Raw genomic sequence first — 18,546 nt, 5'->3', positions numbered from 1 at the left:
AAGCCCGCTCCGTTCCGAAGTGCGGAACGCGGGGTATGAGATCGCCATGACCACGAGCCACGACCCGAGTGACCAGGAACGAATCGAATCCCGGGCGCATCTGCTGCCGGAGGAGGCGGCGGCGGGCAGCGACGACGCCGAGGCGCAGGCCGACGCGATCCTCGCCGAGTCCGACATTCGCGAGGCGGACCAGAACGCCGCCCCCGACACGGTGCTGGAGCACCGCACCTCCGAGCAGACCGTCACCCCCATCGAGCCGCCCGACTGAGCCCGGCGCCCCGGGCCCGGCGGGACCCCCGGTAACTGTCGTCCCGCAGCCGGGCCAGCGGGCCGGTCAGGCACAACCCCGGCGGCACGTTGCCGATCGGATCGAACGCGAGCGCGGCGTCCTCGGCGGCGCCGCGCTCGTCGTCGAGGCGTACCTCGCCGAACGGCCGCCAGCGGCCCACCGCCGAGGCCACCGCGAGCACCAGCCGGGGCTCGCCGCCCGCCACCGCCGCGCCCGCCTCGGCCAGGCCGCGGCCCAGGTCCGGCGAGTCCGGGTCGGCCAGCACGGCCAGGAACAGCCGCCGCCCGCCGGCCCGGAACGGCATGATCGACGTGTACGTCCCGGTGAAGCGCCGCCGGGGCAGCGGCAGGTTCCGCAGCACCGGCGCGGCGCCGCTGGAACTCCACAGCAGGTCCACCGGCGGCTCCGGGTCGCGGTGCAGCCGTACCGCCACGCCCAGCACGTCCGGCCAGGCGCCCGGCGTCGGCACGCCCTTGGAGAGGCGGATCGTGGCCGGCCACCGGCCGGGTGAGTCGAGCAACGGCACCCCGGTCGGCGGTCCCGGCGTACCCCAGATCCGGGCCTCGCCGGCGAACGTGCGCCCGGCCGGGTGCAGCAGCCGGGCGTGCCGGAGCCGGGCCAGCGCGGCGGCGGCGCGCTCGACGGCGGAAGACGTGGTGGTGGCCATGCCCGCCGGGTACCCCGGCGCGCACCGACGATGCCTCCGGCGTGCGTGTCACCTTTCCGCCTCCGAGATCGGATAGCGTCACCTCATGCCCGACAGCGGTTTCCCCTGGCCGATCGAGACGACCCGACTGGACAACGGCCTGCGTGTGGTGGTGAGCGAGGACCGCACCGCCCCGGCCGTGGCGGTCAACCTCTGGTACGACGTGGGCTCACGCCATGAGCCGACGGGACAGACCGGCTTCGCCCACCTCTTCGAGCACCTCATGTTCGAGGGCTCGGTGAACGTGGCGAAGACCGAGCACATGAAGCTGATCCAGGGCGCGGGCGGCTCGCTCAACGCGACCACCAACCCGGACCGGACCAACTACTTCGAGACGGTCCCGGCCGAGCACCTGGAGTTGGCGCTCTGGCTGGAGGCCGACCGGATGGGCGGGCTGGTGCCGGCGCTGACCCAGGAGACGCTGGACAACCAGCGCGACGTGGTGAAGAACGAGCGCCGGCAGCGCTACGAGAACGTGCCGTACGGCGACGCCTGGCTGCGGCTGCTGCCGCTGCTCTACCCGCCCGGCCACCCGTACCACCACGCCACGATCGGGTCGATGGCCGACCTGAACGCCGCCGACCTGGCCACCTTCCAGGAGTTCCACAGCACCTACTACGCGCCCAACAACGCGGTCCTCACGGTGGCCGGCGACACAGAAGCGGCGGAGGTGTTCGCGCTCGCCGACAAGTACTTCGGCGGCCTGGCCGCGCGCGCCGAGATCCCGGCCGCGCCGGACGGCCGTACCGTGCCGGCCACCGGCCGTCCCGCGCTGGAGACGGTCACCGCCGACGTGCCCGCCCCCCGCGTCTACCTCGCGCACCGCACCCAACCGTTCGGCACCCAGGGGTACGACGTGACGACGGTGCTGGCCACCGTGCTCGGCAGCGGCCGGGGCAGCCGCCTCTACCAGCGGCTGGCCGACGGCGAGCGGATCGCCCAGCCGGACCTGGTCGGCGCGTACGGGGTGGATCTGGCGCACGCACCCGCCCCGCTGATCGCCACCGCCACGGCCCGCCCCGGAGTGAGCGCCGAGCGGCTGCGCGACGGGCTGGCCGAGGTGGTCGACGAGCTGGCCACGGTGCCGGTGACCGCCGCCGAGCTGGATCGGGCCAAGGCGCTGCTGAGCACCATGTGGTGGCGGCAGATGGCCACTGTGGACGGGCGGGCGGACACGCTCGGCCGCTACGCCACCCAGTTCGGCGACCCGGCCCGCGCCGCCGACCGGCTGCCGGCCTGGCTCGCGGTGACCGCGGAGCAGATCGCCGAGCAGGCCGCCGAGCTGCTCGGCGCCGCCGACCGGGTGATCCTGACCTACCTGCCCGAGGAGAAGTGATGTCGCTGATCACCACCCGTCCCGGCCCCGGTGCCGCCCGCGCCTACCGGTTTCCGCAGGTGGTCCGGCGAACGGTGGCCGGCGGCCAGGTGGTCGCCGCGCACCTGCCCGGGCAGAACCTCGCCGTCGCGCTGCTGCTGCTCGACGGTGGCGCCGGCCGGGAGCCGGTCGGCAAGGAGGGCCTCGGCGCGGTGCTGGCCAAGGCGCTGGAGGAGGGCACCGCCCAGCGGGACGCCACCGCGTACGCGCTGGCCATCGAGGCGCTCGGCACCGAGCTGGCGACCGGGCTCGACTGGGACTCGTTCCAGGTGAGCGTGCAGGTGCCGGTGGACCGGCTGAGCGCCGCCGTGGAGCTGCTGGCCGAGGCGGTCCGTACGCCCCGGCTCGACCCGGCCGACGTGCTGCGCGTGCGCGACGACGAGGCGACCGCGCTGCGGATGGACTGGGCCAATCCCGGCCCGCGTGCCGACGCGGTGCTGCGCGCCGAGCTGTTCGGCGCGCAGCACCGGTGGGGCCGCCCGCTCTACGGCGACCCGGACAGCGTGGCCGCGCTGGAGGTGGACGACGTCACCGTCTTCCACTCGGAGTGGTTCATCCGCCCCGGCACGCTCGTCGTCGTCGGTGACCTGGAGCGGATCGACCTGGACGCGCTCGCCGCGACGGCGTTCGCCGGCACCGGCGGGGGGCCCGTGGAACGCGGCGCCCCGATCGACGTGCCGATGGCCGGGCAGCGGCGGATCGTCCTGGTCGACCGGCCCGGCTCGGTGCAGTCCACGCTGCGCCTCGGCCACCCGTCCCCGCACCGGGCCAACCCGGACCACGTGCCGATGACGCTCGCCGGCACCGTGCTCGGCGGCGCGTTCACCTCCCGGCTCAACCATCTGATCCGTGAGGTACGCGGCTACACGTACGGGATCCGGGGCGACTTCGCCTCGTCCCGGCGGTTCGGCCGGTTCGCGGTCAGCTCCGGAGTGCAGACCGGGGTGACGGCGCCGGCGCTGGTCGAGTCGGTGGGCGAGATCTCGCGTACCCAGCTCACCGGCGTCACCGAGGACGAGCTGGAGGTGGCGCGCTCCTGGCGGGCCGGGCAGCTCTCGGTCGAGTTGCAGAGCCCGCGGGCGATCGCCTCGGCCCTGACCACGCTCGTCGTGCACGACCTGCCGGACGACTACCACGCGCGGCTGCGGGAGCAACTGCTCGCCGCGACCGTCGAGGAGGTCTCCGCCGCGGCCGCGACGTACCTGCGCCCCGAGTCGCTGACGATGGTGGTCGAGGGCGACGCGGCGGTCATCCGGGACGAGCTGGTCGCCAGCGGTCTCGGCGAGGTGGTCGACCACACCTGACCGGGCGGGGCGGCGGGCCTGTGATTCCCGTCGCCCCCCATCCGCGCGGTGGGAAACGTTTCCCACCCGCGCCGCCCGGCTGGGTAGCCTCGCGGGCATGAGGATCGGCATTGTGGGAGCCACTGGTCAGGTCGGTGGCGTCATGCGGCAGGTGCTGGCGGCGCGCGAGTTCCCGGCGGAGCAGGTTCGCCTGTTCGCCTCGGCCCGGTCGGCCGGGCGCACGCTGCCCTGGCGCGACGGCGAGGTCACGGTCGAGGACGCGGCCACGGCGGACTACCGCGGGCTGGACATCGTGCTCTTCTCGGCGGGCAAGGGCACCGCGAAGGAGCTGGCTCCCCGGGTCGCCGAGGCCGGCGCCGTGGTGATCGACAACTCCTCGGCGTTCCGGATGGACCCGCAGGTGCCGCTGGTGGTGGCCGAGGTCAACCCGCACGCGATCGCGGACCGCCCGAAGGGCATCGTGGCGAACCCGAACTGCACCACGATGGCCGCCATGCCGGTGCTGCGTCCGCTGCACGACGAGGCCGGACTGGTCAGCCTCGTCGTCGCCACGTACCAGGCGGTCTCCGGTGCCGGCCTGGCCGGGGTGGCGGAACTGGACGAGCAGGTCCGCAAGGTGGCCGGGGACGCCACCGGGCTCGCCTTCGACGGCGGGGCCGTCGAGTTCCCGGCGGCGCGCTCGTTCGCCCGCCCGATCGCCTTCAACGTGCTCCCGCTCGCCGGCTCGATCGTCGACGACGGCTCCTTCGAGACCGACGAGGAGCAGAAGCTGCGCAACGAGAGCCGCAAGATCCTGGAGATCCCCGGCCTGAAGGTCTCCGGCACGTGCGTGCGGGTGCCGGTCTTCACCGGCCACTCGTTGCAGATCAACGCCCGGTTCGCCCGGCCGATCGACCCGGCCCGCGCCCGTGAGCTGCTCGACGGCGCACCCGGCGTGGCGCTGCGTGACGTGCCGACGCCGCTGGAGGCGGCCGGCCAGGACCCGACGTTCGTCGGGCGGATCCGGGCCGACGAGACCGTCGAGCACGGGCTCGCGCTGTTCTGCGCCAACGACAACCTGCGCAAGGGCGCGGCGCTCAACGCCGTGCAGCTCGCCGAGTTGGTCGCCGCCGAACGCTGACGCCGCCGTCGTGGGCGCCCCCGCGTTACCCCGGCTCGGCCGGCGGGTAGACCGCCGTGCCGACACCGAGAGGGGAGCACCATGACAACGGTCGGAGAGTTCATGACGACCCGGTTGGTGACGATGGACGGCAACGACACGCTCGTCGCCGCGGCGCAGGAGATGCGCGACAGCGCCATCGGCGACGTGGTCGTCACCGACGGCGACAACGTGGTCGGCATCGTGACGGATCGGGACATCACGGTACGGGGCGTCGCGGAGGACATGGACCCCACCGCCACCCGGCTCAACCAGATCACCAGCCGGGACGTGGTGACCGTGAGCCAGAACGACGATGTCGTGGCCGCCGCCGACCTCATGCGCACGTACGCGGTCCGCCGGCTCCCGGTGGTCGACGACGGCCGGCTGGTCGGCCTGATCTCCATGGGTGACCTGGCTGTGGAACGGGAACCCCAGTCGGTGCTCGCGGACATCAGCGCCGACGATCCCAACAACTGACCTGTCCGCCGCGAGGACGCCGGTCCCCGGTTCGGGGACCGGCGTCGCGTGTCCGCGCCGTGGTGCCGGGCTCACCCGGTCCGGGCGAGGTTGACCCCGGACCGGGTGGGGACACGGAGCTGGGCAGGTGGACCGCGGATCGCGGGAGGAGTCACCCGGATGGTGGACATGACCACGAGATTCTTCGAGGACCTGGATCGGCGCGGGTTCGAGCCGCTGCTCGCCAAGACATCCGGAACGCTCCGCTTCGACCTGCACGAGGGCCCGCACACCACGCACTGGCTGCTGGAGATCGATCACGGGAACCTGCGGGTCCGGCAGGAGGACGGCGAGGCGGACACCGTCGTCGGCACCGACCCGCGTCTGTTCGCCGAGATGGTCGGCGGCGAGGAGAACCCCATCGCGGCGCTGCTGCGCGGCGACATGACAGTCGTCGGCGACCTGCGGCTCGTGTTGCAGGTCGAGCGGGTCTTCCCCGGCCCGCCGGACTCCCGGGGACCGCACCACACGTTCGCCGGGAGGGCTGCCTGATGCCCGGCGGCAACACGGTCCGGATCCTGGACGGCAACACGTTCGTGGTGAGCCAGGACACCGGCGACATCGAGGCCACAGCGAGCGAGCCGACCGGCCTGTTCTCGCTCGACACGCGGTACCTGTCGAAGTGGGTGCTCACCGTCAACGGCGAGCGGCTCAACGCGTTGTCCTACGACGACCTGCAGTACTACGAGGCCCGGTTCTTCCTGGTGCCCGGCGTGGCCACGCACTACACGGACGCGAAGCTGTCGGTCATCCGGGAGCGGGCTGTCGGCGGCAGCTTCCGCGAGACGGTGACCATCCTCAACCACGACGAGAAGGCGATCGACCTGGAGATCCGGATGGACGCCGGGGCCGACTTCGCCGACCTCTTCCAGGTCAAGGACGAGATCCTCAACAAGAAGGGCGAACACTACGCCGAGGCCGAGCCGGACCGGCTGCGCCTGGGCTACCGGCGCGGCAACTTCCGGCGCGAGACGTTCGTCTCCGCCAATCGGCCGGCCCGCTACGACCAGCGCGGCTTCGCCTGGAGCATCCGGCTGGAGCCCAACGAGCAGTGGGACGCCGTCATCGACGTGCAGACGTTCGCGATCGGCCCCGGCGGCCGGGACCTGCGGATGGGACTGCGCGCGCACGGCACCGAGCGGCTCGCGCTCCAGCACGACCTGGAGGAGTGGATCGCCCGGGCCCCGAAGGTGAACAGCGAACACGACGAGATCGCCGCCACGTACCGGCGCAGTCTGGTCGACCTCGCCGCGCTGCGCTTCTCGCCGCTGTCGCTCGGCGGGCAGACGCTGCCCGCGGCGGGCCTGCCCTGGTTCATGACCATGTTCGGCCGGGACAGCATCCTCACCTGCCTGCAGGTGCTGCCGTTCGCGCCGGAGATGTCGAAGACCACGCTGCGCATCCTCGGCGCGCTCCAGGGCGCCCGGTTCGACGACTTCCGGGACGAGGACCCGGGCCGGATCCTGCACGAGATGCGGTACGGCGAGACCGCCGCGTTCGAGGAACAGCCGCACTCGCCGTACTACGGCTCGGTGGACGCGACGCCGCTGTTCGTGGTGCTGCTCGACGAGTACGAGCGGTGGAGCGGCGACGGCGCGCTGGTCAAGGAGCTGGAACGGGAGTGCCGGGCCGCGCTGAAGTGGATCGACGACTACGCCGACCTGCTCGGCAACGGCTACATCTGGTACGAGCGGCGCAACACCGACACCGGCCTGGAGAACCAGTGCTGGAAGGACTCGTGGGACTCCATCTCGTACGCCGACGGCACGCTGCCGCCGTTCCCGCGGGCCACCTGCGAGGTGCAGGGGTACGCGTACGACGCGAAGACGCGGGCCGCCCGGATGGCCCGGACGTTCTGGGGCGACCCCGCGTACGCCGATCAGCTGGAACGCGAGGCGGCGGAGCTGAAGCGGCGCTTCAACAACGACTGGTGGGTCGCCGACCAGGGCTTCTACGCGCTCGCGCTGGACCCGGACGGACGCCAGTGCGACGTGCTCAGCTCCAACATCGGCCACCTGCTGTGGAGCGGGATCGTGGACGAGGAGCGGGCGCCGAGGATCGCGGAGCATCTGCTCGGGCCCCGGCTCTGGTCCGGCTGGGGGGTGCGGACGCTGGCCGAGGGCGAGGTCCGCTACAACCCGATCGGCTACCACAACGGCACGATCTGGCCGTTCGACAACTCCTTCGCGGCGTGGGGCCTGCGCCGGTACGGCTTCGCCGAGGAGGCGGCCACGGTGGCCAACGGCATCCTGGACGCGGCCACCTACTTCGGCGGCCGCCTGCCGGAGGCGTTCGGCGGTTACCAGCGCGAGCTGACGAATTTCCCGGTCGAGTACCCGACCGCGTGCAGCCCGCAGGCCTGGTCCACCGGTGCGCCGCTGCTGCTGCTGCGGACCATGCTGGGGCTGGAGCCGCACGAGGGGCACCTGGTGGTCGACCCGCAGCTGCCGGTGGGCATGGGACGGATCGAGGTGCTGGACATCCCGGGCCGCTGGGGTCGGGTGGACGCGTTCGCCAGGGGCCGGCTCGACCTGGACGAGCTGCCCGACTGAGCCGGCTCGGTGGCGGGGCGGCGGCTCAGTGGCCCGGCGGCGGTGCGGTGTGCGCCTCGTTCGGCGGGAGCAGGCAGAACTCGTTGCCCTCCGGGTCGGCCAGCACGGTCCAGCGCGGCAGCTCGCGCACGACCGTCGCGCCCGCCTCCAGCACCGCGGCCCGCTCCTCGGCGTCGCCGACCAGGTCGAGGTGGATCCGGCCGGGCGCCGGCAGCACGTCGGCCGGGCTGATCCACAGGTCCGGACGCCGGCCGTGCGGATCACGCAGCAGCACCGCCTCGGCCGGTGCGAGCGTGCCCTCGGCGAGCTTCACCCGATCGTCCTCGACCACCGGCAGCCCGGTGACCGCACTCCAGAACGGGGCCAGCAGGTAGGGGTCGCGGCAGTGGATGACGATCGCGGCGAGGTCGGGCATGCCTCGAAACTAGTCGCCCGCGACGGCGGGCAGGACGCTGTCCAGGAACGCGGCGGCAGCCGCGCGTAGATCGGGCCGGGCCAGGTCGAGCGCGTGCCCGCCGTGGGTGAGCCACAGATGCGCCGGGTGGCCGGCGGCGAGCAGCCGGCCGGTCAAATCGATCGACTGGGCGGCCGGCACCGCGACGTCGTCGCGCCCCTGCACCAGCAGCACCGGCACGCCGGAGCCGAGGTGGGTGGCGACTGTGGCGTCGATCGTGGCCGGATCGTCCGCAGCCGGCGGTCGGCCCAGCAGGTCGGTCCACGGGTCGTCGCCGGGGGCACGCCGGCGCCGCTGCTCCGGGTCGAGCGGGTCGACGGGTGCCCAGTACGCGAGCACGCCCGCCACGTCGCCGGGGCGGTCCACCCCGCGCAGGCCGAGCTGAAGGGCCAGCATCCCGCCGGCCGAGTCGCCGGCCACCAGCAGCGGAAGGCCGCCCGCCGCGGCCCGGGCGGCCCGGGCCGCGTCGCGTACGTCGTCGAGCTGGGCCGGCCAGTGCGCCTGGTGGGAGAATTGGTACGTGGCCGCGACCACGCGCAGCCCGAGCGACGCGAGCGCCGCCCCGTCCTCCTCGGCGCGGGCCCGCCAGCCGCCACCGTGGATCCAGAGCAGCACAGCGCGTTCGGTCATGGCGTCATCGTCACCGCAGCCGGGCCGGTGCGCCACCCGGTTCTGCCGAGGGCAGGTCGGCCCTGGGGTCGCGTAACCTACTCGGGGTAAAGTTTCGGCATGTCGGAACTCGTGTACCCACCTGTGATCACCGCCGCCAAGACGATGTTCCGGCTGCTCGACCTGCGTCTGGACGTGTCCGGCAGCGAGCACGTGCCGGCCACCGGCGGCGCCGTCCTCGCGTCCAACCACGTGAGCTACCTCGACTTCATCTTCTGCGGCTACGGCGCCCACCCGGCGAAGCGGCTGGTCCGGTTCATGGCCAAGGACAGCGTCTTCCGGCACCGCGTCTCCGGTCCGCTGATGCGCGGCATGAAGCACATCCCGGTCAACCGCGCGGCCGGCGCCGGCTCGTACGCCGCAGCTGTCGGCGCGCTGCGCCGGGGCGAGGTGGTGGGCGTCTTCCCGGAGGCGACGATCAGCCGCTCCTTCACCGTCAAGGACCTGAAGAACGGCGCGGCCCGGATGTCGCAGGAGGCAGGCGTGCCGCTGCTGCCGGTGGCGCTGTGGGGCACGCAGCGGCTGTGGACCAAGGACCGCCCGCGTACGCTGACCCGCCGGCACACGCCGATCACCATCATCGTCGGCGAGCCGATGGACCCGGCGGCCTACCCGGACGCCACCGTCATGACCGCCGACCTGCGTACCCGCCTGTCGGCGCTGGTGGACCGGGCCCAGCGGGAGTACCCGGACAAGCCGTCCGGCCCGGACGACGCCTGGTGGCAGCCGGCCCACCTGGGCGGCGGCGCGCCGACCCCGGAGGAGGCCGTCGAGCTGGACCGGTCCGGGCGCCGCACCCGCAGCGCCTCCTGACCTTCGCGCCCTTTCGAGCGTCAGCAGGCGGAGCCGGGCTGGTCGTGTGCCGGGAAGCCGGACCACGACCACTGCGACGTCTCGGCCTCCGGCGAACGGTAGTAGTCGTCGCGCGACAGGAACTCCACCGGCAGCGAGCCCGGCAGCGTCACGGTGCCGAGCATCGGGCCGGGGGAGGCGGCCACCCGGACGGCGAGCACTTCCCGTTCCGGCGGGGACAGATCGACCAGTTCGGCGTTCGCCAGCCGGAAGCCGGCCACCGCGCGGCGCACCTGCCGGGCCAACGCGGCCACCGGGCCGACCGGGCCGGTCAGCGCCAGCGCGGGCTGCCGGATGGTACGCAGCGCGTCGCAGACGACGCGCAGCTCACCGCTGCCGTCGCCGACCTCGGCCAGGTGCAGCCGGGACGGCCACTGCCAGCGGATCTGCGCGCTGACCAGGCGGGACGGCCGGACCGGGCGCCGGTGCCGGGCGCCCGTCCGGCCGTCCCGCCCGGAGACCAGTGACAGCTCGGAGCCGGTGCAGACGTACGCCATCCGGCGGTCGGTCACGGTGACCGTCGCCGGGGTGGGCAGCGACCAGCAGCGGACGTCCTCGCTCGGGCCGAGCAGGTGGCCGGCGACGCGCAGGCGGTGCTGGCCGAGCAGGCGTTCGCCCGGCTCGGGTACCAGCTCGTAGCGCCGGTCGAGCACGGGACGGGTGGGGTCGTCGTCGGCGTCGAACCGGTGTGGTCCGACGAAGAAGGGTGTGGCGTCCTCCGGCACGGTACGACCTCCCGGTGACGGTTGGCGGTATCGGTGAGCCTGCCGGGTTCCTGGGGTGACTGTCATGACGCCTGTTAGGGGGTCGTCCGGTCGGCCGACGCCTGCGACCGGTAGATGCCGATATCTTCCGGTCGGACGAGTCCGTCCTCGATCGCCCGGGCGAGCAGCGCCGCCTTCGTGGCAGCCGGACGACCCGCTCGGGTGTACTTGATCCGCGCACGGTCGACGTACTGCTTCACCGTGTGCTCACTGATCTGCATCCGGCGTGCCACAGACGCCTTCGACATCGACTGGAACCACAGCAGCAGCGCCTCGCGTTCCTTGTCCGACAGGGACGGACGGTCCGGACGGGCGTCACCGACCATCGCGCCGGCCAGCGCCGGCGGCACGTACGGCCGGTCGCTCGCCGCCGCCAGCACCGTGGCCACACAGTGCTCGCGCCCCTCGTGCTTGGCCAGGAACGCGACCGCGCCGGCATCGAGCGCGGCCAGCATGGTCTGCGGGTCGCTGTGCTCGGAGTAGACCACCACCCGGCGCCCCGCCGCGCTCAGCTCGGCCAGCTTGTCCAGCACCATCCGGCCGTGCAGGCGCAGGTCGAGCAGCACCACCTCGGCGTCCGGCGCGGCCCGCAGCACCTCGTCCGGGTCGTCGCCGGTGGCCAGCACCCGCAACCGTGGTTCGCCGGCCAGCCAGGCGCGCACCCCGTCGATCACCACCGGGTGGTCGTCCACGATCGCCACCCCGATCGGGGTGCCAGCGTTCACGTCCGCCGCCAGCGGGTCTGCGTCCATCTGATCTCCCCGTCGCGTTCGTGCAGGTGCTCCACCGGCCCGTACGCGCCGGCCGCCGGCTCGTCCGGGCCGTCGTGATCCGGTGTCACCAGGCTCACCACCACCTCGTCCGGGCCCGCGACCACCGTCAGCCGGGCCCAGCCCTGGGCGGCGGCGAGCGCCGCCGTGAGCGGGTCGGCCAGCCCGCGGCGGATCTCCACCGGCAACTCCGGTGGCGTGCCGACCGACACCAGGTCGATCGGTAGTCCGTTGCGCTCGGCCAGGTCGGCCGCCGCGCGCAGTTCGTGCAGCAACGCGTCCGGCACGTCGTCCGACTCCGCGATCAGACGGCGCAGCCGGGCCGCGGCCAGCACCGCGCGTCGCCGTACCGCCGGGTCGGCCGGGTCGGCCGCGCCGGCCGCCAGTTCGGCCAGCACCTCCTCGGCGGTGCCGCTGACCAGGGCCAGTCGCGCCTGCCGTTCGGTGCGGGCCCGTTCGGCCGCCTCCTGCTCCGCCGCCACGGCGAGCGTCGCCGCAGCGGTGGCCGCCCGGTCCCGGGCCTGCGCGGTGAGCGCCGCCGCGCCGACGAACACCGCCACCGGCAGCGTGGAGGTGCCGTAGACGTACATCGCGGTGCGGCTCAGGTCGGCCGGAGCGGTCGCCCCGTACAGCACCACCGCCGCCAGCGCGATCGCGCCGTGCGCGGCGAGCATGACCAGCAGCCAGCGTGCCGGCCGCTGCCAGATGGCCAGGAGGAAGAACCAGGCCAGGCCGCCCCACACCCAGTTGGCGGTGCTGAACAGGAACCGCTCGCCGGCCCCCGCGACCACCGCCGCGTCGACCACCAGCAGCACCGCGGCAAGCGGCCCGGCCGGCGGCAGTCCGCCGCGCAGCAGCCGTACCCCGGCCCCGACCCCGACCAGCGCGGTCACCAGCCAGCCCGTCGCCACCACGGCCGGGGCCGCCATCCCCTGCCCGGCCCGCGACACGGCCGGCAACGCGACCCCCAGGTGCCAGGCCGCCGCGATGACGATCACCGCGATCCGCGCGCCCTGGTCGGACGCGTCGGCCACCGCGTGCGCCTCGGGCGGGGCCGTCGGCGCTCCGGCGCGCGTCGCCGCCCGCGGCCGGGGCAGCCGTAGCGCGGGGCCGGCCGTCGCCGCCGTACCGGACTCAGTCGCCACCGGACCACTCCAGCCGGATCCGGGTGCCGGCGCCAGGGGCGGAAGTCACCACCGCCCGACCGCCCACAGTGCTCATCCGCCCGTGGATCGACTCGCGCAGCCCGTACCGGTGGGCCGGAACCATCGACGGGTCGAAGCCGGGACCGTCGTCGGTCACCTCGACCACGACGGTGTCGCCCTCGCGGGCCAGGCGCAGCGAGGCGGCCGCACCCGGCGCGTGCCGCGCCACGTTCGCCAGCGCGGCGGCGGCGCTGTCCGCGAGCGCCGTGGCGGCCTCCGCCGGCAGCCGGCACGGTTCCAGGGTCGCGGCCACCGTCGGGCCGGGCGCACCGGCGAGCACGTCGCGCAGCCGTTCGTCCAAATCGGCCTCGCCGGCCGCGCTCGCGGTCCGCGCCCCCGCCAGGGCGGTGAGGGTACGCAGGTCGTGCGCGCAGCGTTCGCGCAACGTCGCCGAGTCGGGGACCGCGCCGAGTCCGACCATGGTGAGCGTGCCCAGGACCGTGTCGTGCAGATCGCGGTTGTGCCGCCGTTCGGCCTCGCGGGCGGCGCGCGCCACCACCGCCTCGCGGGACAACCGCTGGTAGTCGGCGAACGCGGCGTCGGCGCGGCCGATCCGGCGGCGCATCACCGCTGTCATCACCGCGGTGCTGCCGGTCTGCACCAGCAGTGTCGCGGCGTGCGCCCGCGCCTCGGCCGGGTTGCCGGCCAGCGTGGCGCCGGTGCCGTACGCGGCGGCGACCAGCAGGCCGGCCGGCACGGACCAGCGGGCCGGTGCGGTGGCCTGCGCGTTGATGATGGTCGAGCTCGCCAGCACCGCGATCCAGCTCGCCTCGCCCGGCAGCACCTCCGGCGCGACGAGCCACGGTACGGCGAGCGCGGCGGCAGTGGTCAGCGCCACGTCACCGGCGACCAGCGCGCCGTCGATGCCGTGCCGGAACGCCCGCCACGCGTACCGGACCGACCAGGCGGTGAGCACGACGACCGCGGGGATCAACAGCGCGACCCGCACCGGCGGCGTACGCACCGACAGCGCGACCACCGCGCCGACCAGGCCGCAGGTGAGCCGCAGCAGCGCCGGCAGGGTGGTGAAGATCAGGGTGAACGCGTCACCCGCCGGGCGGGCCAGCGGGGGCCGTGGCAGCGGCATGGCGGCAGCGACCGGCATCGGGGGGATGTCCTTCCGGCAGCGACCCGGCCGGGTCCGCGCGGCTTAGATTGACGCCGGAGAATAACATGTTTTGTCGCAACTGGTCACCCTTGGTGTTTGACGAGTTTCACTCCGCCGTAAAGCGTCCGGTGCTCAACGCCGCACGGCGGCGAGCAGGTGAGCGCTGGCGCCGACGATCGCGGCGTCCCGCTCGAACGTCTCGGCGCAGGTCACCGCGTCGGCGAACAACCGCTCGTGCGACCCGGTGCCGAGCGCGTTCAGCAGCGGCCACAGCGGACCCTCCACCCCGTACACCTCCGGGGTGGGCAGTCCGGCCGCGACGAAGTCGGCGGCCAGTTCCTCCGGCCGATGGAAGAACGCGGTGGTGAAACCGGTGCGCGGATCGTTCACGCCGGTCTCGTACTCGACGCGCAGCAACCGCCGGTTGTGCTCGTCCACGCGGCCCTGCGCGCTCAGGTCGATCAGCGCGGCGTGGCGGCTGATCGCCGCCGCCACGATCGCCCCGCCCGGCCGGGTCACCCGCGCCGCCTCGCGCAGCGCCGCCACCCGGTCGGCCTGCCGTGGCAGGTGGTAGAGCGGGCCGAGCAGCAGCGTCGCGTCCGCCGCCGCGTCGGGCGACGGCAACGCGCGGGCGTCACCCACCGACGCGGTCACGAGCGGGTACGCGGACCGCGCCGCCGCCACGTGTGCGGGCACCAGGTCGACCAGGTGCACCCGGTAACCGGCCGCGGCGAGCGGGCCCGCGTAGGCCCCGGGACCGCCGCCGACGTCCAGCACGTCCGCGGGTGCGGCGGGTAGCAGCCGGGCGAGCAGGTCCCGGGTACGGCGAGCCTCCAGCCGGCCCTGCGGTGATCCTTCCAGCCGGTCGGCCTCGACGTAGACCTCTGTGTAGTAGCGACGGACGTCCGGCTCGGGTAGGCGGTTCGCAGACATGCGTCGATGGTTGCCGAGAAGGGGAGCTCCGGCATCTGCTTTAGGTTGCCGGAGCCGCCTATCCTGCCGGGCATGGCATACCAGCCGGCCATGGCGCCGCCGAAGAAGTCCAAGCGAACCCTGTTCATCGTGCTGGGCGTGGTGCTGGCGCTGTGTTGTTCCGGGGGTGTGCTGGGTGGCTTCCTCCTCTTCCGGGTGGTGCAGGACGCCACCGGCCCGGCCCGGTCCGTGGCGGAGAGCTACGCCGAGGCGATCGTCGACCGGAACTATCCCGCCGCGTACCGGCAGTTCTGCTCCCAGGTGCGCGACCAGGTCAGCGAGACGGACTTCGAACGCCTGCAGTCCTCGCAGCCGGAGTTCACCGGCTACGACATCGTCGGGCTGAACGTGTCGAACAACAACGGACGGGTGAGCGGGTCGACGACCATCCGCTTCACCCCGAAAGTCGGCAGCAAGGTGACGCAGTCGTTCCCGCTGGTGAAGGAAGACGGGGAGTGGCGGCTCTGCGAGTGAGCCGGTCGCGCGCCTCCGCGCGCACCTGATCCACTTGTGGCATGGCTTCCTCTCCCACCGCACCGATTCCGCCGGCCGTCGAGGACCGGCTTGCCCGCGAGCGCAACGTCTGGCTCTGCACGCTGCGCCGGGACGGCTCCCCGCACGTCACGCCGGTGTGGTTCGTCTACGCCGGCGGCGTCTGGTGGATCGGCTGCGAGGGGCGCAGCGTCAAGGCCCGCAACGTGGCGGCCGACCCCCGCGTCTCGCTAGCCCTGGAGGACGGCGTCCACCCGGTCGTCGCGGAGGGCGACGCCCGCGTGCACCGCGCCGACTTCCCGCCCGGGATCGTCGCGGCGTTCGCGGAGAAGTACGGCGGATGGGACATCCGGCAGCCGGTCACCGCGGACGGTGACCGGGTGCTGCTGGAGGTACCCGTCCGGCGGTGGCTGCTGGCCGGCACGGCACGCTGATCCTCAGTCGCCGGAGAACCCCCAGAAGTAGAGCTCGCTCGGGGCGCCCGCGTCGTCGTGCAGCACGGCGTACCGGCCGAACCAGCGCTGCTCGGCCAGCGGCGCGAGCGCGTCGACGTGGGCGCGGGTCGGCCGGGCGACGCCTGCTCGTTCGAGCGCCTCCGCCTCGGTCACCGGCGCAAACGCCCCGAAGCCTGGCGCCTCGCCGTCGGCCAGCACCCGCGTCATGTCCAGGATGGAGTGTGTGCCGGACTCCTGCACCCGCTCGTCCACCCACAGCTCCTCCTCGCTGCGGGGGCGGTCCGGGAAGTCGGCGGCGGACGAGCCGAACTCGCCCGGCACCGCCCACCAGTAGTCGCCGGCCTCGAAGACCTGTCGGCGCAGTTCGTCCAACGCGGCCTGGGCGTCCGGCTGGTATGCCACGAAATAGTCCCAACCCGATGCGCCCACGCTGCCTCCCGGTGAATCCGCTCGTCGACCGCCACCGCAGGCGGCCATGCGATCATGCCCGAGGCCACCGACGAAACCGCCGGGTCATCGCGGCTCGGATTCCTGTGCCACTCTCTCCGCCATGCGCTTGTCGTCCAGCCTTGGAGTGGCCGCGCTCGTGGCCGGCCTGCTGTCGGTCGGAGCGGCACTGCTCGCCATGCCGGACGCGTCACTCCTGTGGGCCGTGGTCACCTTGGGGGCGTTGTGCGGCCACGCGTTCACGGCCTCCGGCACGCCCCGGGTGAGGTGGGGCGCCGCCGCCGGTGCCGGGATGTTCGCCCTGGTGGCGGCCGCGAACCTGCTCTGGCACCGGCAACAGGCGGCTGACGCGGGCGAGCCGGCACGGGGCCAGCCGGCGACGCGGGCGTACCTGCTGGAGAGCTGGCAGGACGGCATGGACCGGCAGCGGTTGACCGCGTGGGGTCTCGTTCTCGGCGTACTCCTGCTCGCGGTCGCCGTGTCGGCGCTGCCGGCACGCGGCGGGCGACGGGGTGTGGTGACGGCGGTCCTGGCGGTGGCCGCGCTCGTCTGGTGCGGGCTGAGCGCGGCGACGACGCCCGGCGAACCGCCGCTGCCCGACCTGGCCGACGCGGCGCTCGACGGCGTCGAGGCAGGTGCCGCCGAGGTGCTGGCCGACCAGTGGAGCCGGGACGTCAAGTCCCGGCTGACGCTGAAGCCGGAGGAGTTCAACGCCGCGATGGACCGGGCTCTGGCGGCACTGACGACCTGAGCGGGCTTGGCTGTACCGTCCCGGTCGTGGCCGCATTCGACGCGGAGACCGATCCCCGCACAGACCTGGGCTTCCGTCTCCTGAGCAACACACCGGTGACCCTCTTCTGGCGCACGTCGGTCCTCGACCGGACGACGGAGTGGTTGCGCGATCACGGTTACCAGGTCACCGAACTGGACGCCTCGGGCTGGACGACCGAGGAGGCCATGCACCGGGACGTGGCGGCCGTGCTCGGGTTCCCCGGCTACTACGGGCACAACCTCGACGCCCTCAACGACTGCATGCGTGACGTCGTGAGGCAGGACTACGGCTGGCCGCCCGCGGCAACCGGCCTCGCCCTCGTGTTCACCGGCTACGATGCGTTCGCCACGCACTGCCCGAGGGCCGCGCAGGTCGTGCTGGACATCATGGCGCTTCACTCCCGCCGGGCGGGTCTGATCGGCCGGCGTCTGGTGTGTCTCGTGCAGAGCAACGATCCGCAGATCCGGTTCCAGCCGGTCGGCGCGGTACCCGCGACCTGGAACGACGCGGAGTGGGCGAACGCCGACCGGCGGCCGGACGGGCCCGAGACGCCCGGTCCGGTCGCCGGTCGGCGTGGGCGAGTGGTCCTGGCCGTACGGCGAGCACTGCACCGGATCCGTCCGAGCCGGTAGGTCCCGCAGCGCAGTGCGTCACCGGCCGGGCGGACGGACTCCGGCAGAGGAGCACCGCTCGCCTTCGTCGCCCTGCAGGCCGGCCCGCCGGCCGCGCCCGGCAGGATTCGAACCTGCGGCCTCGGGATTCGAAGAGGATCGCGGATGGCTGGTCACGGTAGCCTGCCCCTGCTCACGCAGTCTGCTGCTGTCCGGCCGTGCCGGCGTCTGCTGGCAGTCTCGGCTGTACAGATAGCTGTACGGGGAGGGGTTCGCTGATGACGCTCTCGGCGGAAGACAAGTTGGCGGTCCACGAGCTGATAGCTCTGCACGGGCATCTCATGGACGCTGGCGAATTCGACAGGATGGACGAGCTGTTCGCTGTCGACGTGGTGTACGACGTGACAGCCTTCGGAGCTGGCGAGTTGCACGGCTATGAGGAAATCAAGCAAGCAGCTCTAGCCCTAGGGGACAGGAATCCTGTGGGCCACCATGTCACGAACGTCTACGTGACCGAGGACGCGGATGGCACCGTCCGGGCTGTGTCGAAAGGAATTGGCATCAATTCCGACGGATCAGTCGGCAGCGTGGTTTACGAGGACGTCGTTCGTCGAGAGGCCGCAGGGTGGCGGATCGCCTATCGGAAGGTGAAACCGCGACGGGCGCCGCTGCGTCCATGACTTCTTCATTGCCTTGTCGTCCCCCAGCAGGGTCGGCTGTTGGCCGAGAAGACGGGGCGCTGGTCTCTCGGCAACGACTGGCCTGGAGGCGTTGTCCGTCTGTGCCTCAACGGTCGGGCTTCGTCGCGGGGAGCTGCTCGGGCCGGCCTGGTCGGATATCGACTTCGACGCCGGCACGCTGACCCTTTGCCAAACCGTGCAGCGGGCCGAGGGTCGCCTCCATTGCGGCCATTTAGAGGACGTCTAGTTTGGTGGCGGGCGGCTGTGATGCGCCGCGTGCTGATCAGATCTTGAGAGCGCGAGGCTCACGGCGTCAGTGAGGTGATCTCAGCAACGCGTAAGGGTTGATTGGTGCGACACGGACGAAGGCGGCGAGTCGGGCGGCAGTGGAAACAGGCGTGGAGCCATCGAT

At 73.2% G+C, this 18,546-nt stretch carries 21 protein-coding genes and 1 pseudogene; 13 read left to right on the top strand and 9 right to left on the bottom strand.

Going from position 1 to position 18,546, the window contains the following annotated elements:
* Positions 1–46 precede the first annotated feature (46 nt).
* Entirely contained in the window at positions 47–268 is a 222-nt protein-coding gene (locus ACFYO8_RS16220; RefSeq protein WP_354871002.1) for a hypothetical protein, read from the top strand.
* Here ACFYO8_RS16220 and ACFYO8_RS16215 read toward each other — a convergent pair.
* Positions 243–956 carry a phosphodiesterase gene (locus ACFYO8_RS16215; protein WP_387189174.1) on the bottom strand — a complete coding sequence of 238 codons (714 nt, stop codon included), beginning with the start codon at positions 954–956 and terminating at the stop codon, positions 243–245. The genes ACFYO8_RS16220 and ACFYO8_RS16215 overlap by 26 nt on opposite strands.
* A gap of 85 nt (positions 957–1,041) precedes the next feature.
* On the opposite strand from ACFYO8_RS16215, the gene ACFYO8_RS16210 reads away from it, so the two are divergent.
* The 6 genes from ACFYO8_RS16210 (at position 1,042) to ACFYO8_RS16185 (ending at position 7,883) form a co-directional block, all read left to right on the top strand.
* Positions 1,042–2,331, top strand: coding sequence for a M16 family metallopeptidase (locus ACFYO8_RS16210; RefSeq protein WP_387189175.1), 1,290 nt, complete (start codon positions 1,042–1,044; stop codon positions 2,329–2,331).
* Positions 2,331–3,674, top strand: a complete 1,344-nt coding sequence (locus tag ACFYO8_RS16205) for a pitrilysin family protein (protein WP_354870996.1) — start codon at positions 2,331–2,333, stop codon at positions 3,672–3,674. The genes ACFYO8_RS16210 and ACFYO8_RS16205 overlap by 1 nt, the downstream gene beginning before the upstream one ends.
* A gap of 97 nt (positions 3,675–3,771) precedes the next feature.
* On the top strand, positions 3,772–4,794 hold the full coding sequence (locus ACFYO8_RS16200; protein WP_354870993.1) for an aspartate-semialdehyde dehydrogenase: 1,023 nt from the start codon (positions 3,772–3,774) through the stop codon (positions 4,792–4,794).
* An 81-nt stretch (positions 4,795–4,875) separates the two neighbouring features.
* Positions 4,876–5,292: a CBS domain-containing protein gene (locus ACFYO8_RS16195; RefSeq protein WP_354870991.1), complete on the top strand. Its 417-nt coding sequence runs from the start codon at positions 4,876–4,878 to the stop codon at positions 5,290–5,292.
* A 159-nt stretch (positions 5,293–5,451) separates the two neighbouring features.
* Positions 5,452–5,823, top strand: coding sequence for an SCP2 sterol-binding domain-containing protein (locus ACFYO8_RS16190; protein WP_354870988.1), 372 nt, complete (start codon positions 5,452–5,454; stop codon positions 5,821–5,823).
* Positions 5,823–7,883 (top strand): glycogen debranching N-terminal domain-containing protein, encoded by a 2,061-nt coding sequence (locus ACFYO8_RS16185; protein WP_354870985.1) that lies wholly within the window; start codon positions 5,823–5,825, stop codon positions 7,881–7,883. Before ACFYO8_RS16190 ends, ACFYO8_RS16185 begins: the two co-directional genes overlap by 1 nt.
* Positions 7,884–7,908: 25 nt before the next feature.
* On the opposite strand, the gene ACFYO8_RS16180 is transcribed toward ACFYO8_RS16185, so the two are convergent.
* Positions 7,909–8,298, bottom strand: a complete 390-nt coding sequence (locus ACFYO8_RS16180; protein ID WP_354870982.1) for a VOC family protein — start codon at positions 8,296–8,298, stop codon at positions 7,909–7,911.
* Between the two features lie 9 nt (positions 8,299–8,307).
* Positions 8,308–8,967 (bottom strand): alpha/beta hydrolase, encoded by a 660-nt coding sequence (locus tag ACFYO8_RS16175; RefSeq protein WP_354870980.1) that lies wholly within the window; start codon positions 8,965–8,967, stop codon positions 8,308–8,310.
* 99 nt (positions 8,968–9,066) lie between these two features.
* On the opposite strand from ACFYO8_RS16175, the gene ACFYO8_RS16170 reads away from it, so the two are divergent.
* On the top strand, positions 9,067–9,819 hold the full coding sequence (locus ACFYO8_RS16170) for a lysophospholipid acyltransferase family protein (RefSeq protein WP_354870978.1): 753 nt from the start codon (positions 9,067–9,069) through the stop codon (positions 9,817–9,819).
* A 20-nt stretch (positions 9,820–9,839) separates the two neighbouring features.
* On the opposite strand, the gene ACFYO8_RS16165 is transcribed toward ACFYO8_RS16170, so the two are convergent.
* The 5 genes from ACFYO8_RS16165 to ACFYO8_RS16145 form a co-directional block, all read right to left on the bottom strand.
* Positions 9,840–10,583, bottom strand: a complete 744-nt coding sequence (locus tag ACFYO8_RS16165) for a hypothetical protein (protein ID WP_354870976.1) — start codon at positions 10,581–10,583, stop codon at positions 9,840–9,842.
* 74 nt (positions 10,584–10,657) lie between these two features.
* Positions 10,658–11,374, bottom strand: a complete 717-nt coding sequence (locus tag ACFYO8_RS16160) for a response regulator transcription factor (protein ID WP_354870974.1) — start codon at positions 11,372–11,374, stop codon at positions 10,658–10,660.
* Complete coding sequence (locus ACFYO8_RS16155) at positions 11,344–12,489, bottom strand: hypothetical protein (protein ID WP_354871270.1); 1,146 nt, start codon at positions 12,487–12,489, stop codon at positions 11,344–11,346. Before ACFYO8_RS16155 ends, ACFYO8_RS16160 begins: the two co-directional genes overlap by 31 nt.
* A gap of 37 nt (positions 12,490–12,526) precedes the next feature.
* A complete protein-coding gene (locus ACFYO8_RS16150; RefSeq protein ID WP_354870971.1) occupies positions 12,527–13,702 on the bottom strand; it encodes an ATP-binding protein in 1,176 nt (391 codons plus the stop codon).
* Positions 13,703–13,837: 135 nt separating this feature from the next.
* Complete coding sequence (locus ACFYO8_RS16145) at positions 13,838–14,638, bottom strand: class I SAM-dependent methyltransferase (RefSeq protein WP_354870968.1); 801 nt, start codon at positions 14,636–14,638, stop codon at positions 13,838–13,840.
* Between the two features lie 72 nt (positions 14,639–14,710).
* On the opposite strand from ACFYO8_RS16145, the gene ACFYO8_RS16140 reads away from it, so the two are divergent.
* Together ACFYO8_RS16140 and ACFYO8_RS16135 are read left to right on the top strand one after the other, a co-directional pair.
* Positions 14,711–15,151, top strand: coding sequence for a hypothetical protein (locus ACFYO8_RS16140; protein ID WP_354870966.1), 441 nt, complete (start codon positions 14,711–14,713; stop codon positions 15,149–15,151).
* 41 nt (positions 15,152–15,192) lie between these two features.
* A complete protein-coding gene (locus ACFYO8_RS16135; RefSeq protein ID WP_354870964.1) occupies positions 15,193–15,603 on the top strand; it encodes a TIGR03618 family F420-dependent PPOX class oxidoreductase in 411 nt (136 codons plus the stop codon).
* A 3-nt stretch (positions 15,604–15,606) separates the two neighbouring features.
* Here ACFYO8_RS16135 and ACFYO8_RS16130 read toward each other — a convergent pair whose 3' ends face one another.
* Positions 15,607–16,053: a hypothetical protein gene (locus ACFYO8_RS16130; protein ID WP_354870961.1), complete on the bottom strand. Its 447-nt coding sequence runs from the start codon at positions 16,051–16,053 to the stop codon at positions 15,607–15,609.
* A gap of 121 nt (positions 16,054–16,174) precedes the next feature.
* On the opposite strand from ACFYO8_RS16130, the gene ACFYO8_RS16125 reads away from it, so the two are divergent.
* From ACFYO8_RS16125 to ACFYO8_RS16115, 3 genes and pseudogenes are all read left to right on the top strand, one after another.
* Positions 16,175–16,822, top strand: coding sequence for an aminopeptidase (locus ACFYO8_RS16125; protein ID WP_354870959.1), 648 nt, complete (start codon positions 16,175–16,177; stop codon positions 16,820–16,822).
* Between the two features lie 26 nt (positions 16,823–16,848).
* Positions 16,849–17,388: pseudogene (locus tag ACFYO8_RS16120) on the top strand (barstar family protein); the annotation flags it as partial.
* A 344-nt stretch (positions 17,389–17,732) separates the two neighbouring features.
* Positions 17,733–18,134 carry a nuclear transport factor 2 family protein gene (locus ACFYO8_RS16115; protein WP_354870957.1) on the top strand — a complete coding sequence of 134 codons (402 nt, stop codon included), beginning with the start codon at positions 17,733–17,735 and terminating at the stop codon, positions 18,132–18,134.
* Positions 18,135–18,546: the final 412 nt, after the last annotated feature.

This window comes from Micromonospora sp. NPDC005257 (assembly GCF_042872445.1).
Classification (GTDB): Bacteria; Actinomycetota; Actinomycetes; order Mycobacteriales; family Micromonosporaceae; genus Micromonospora.
Note: the sequence above shows the minus strand (reverse complement) of the source record. Positions and strands in the feature narration are given on the sequence as shown.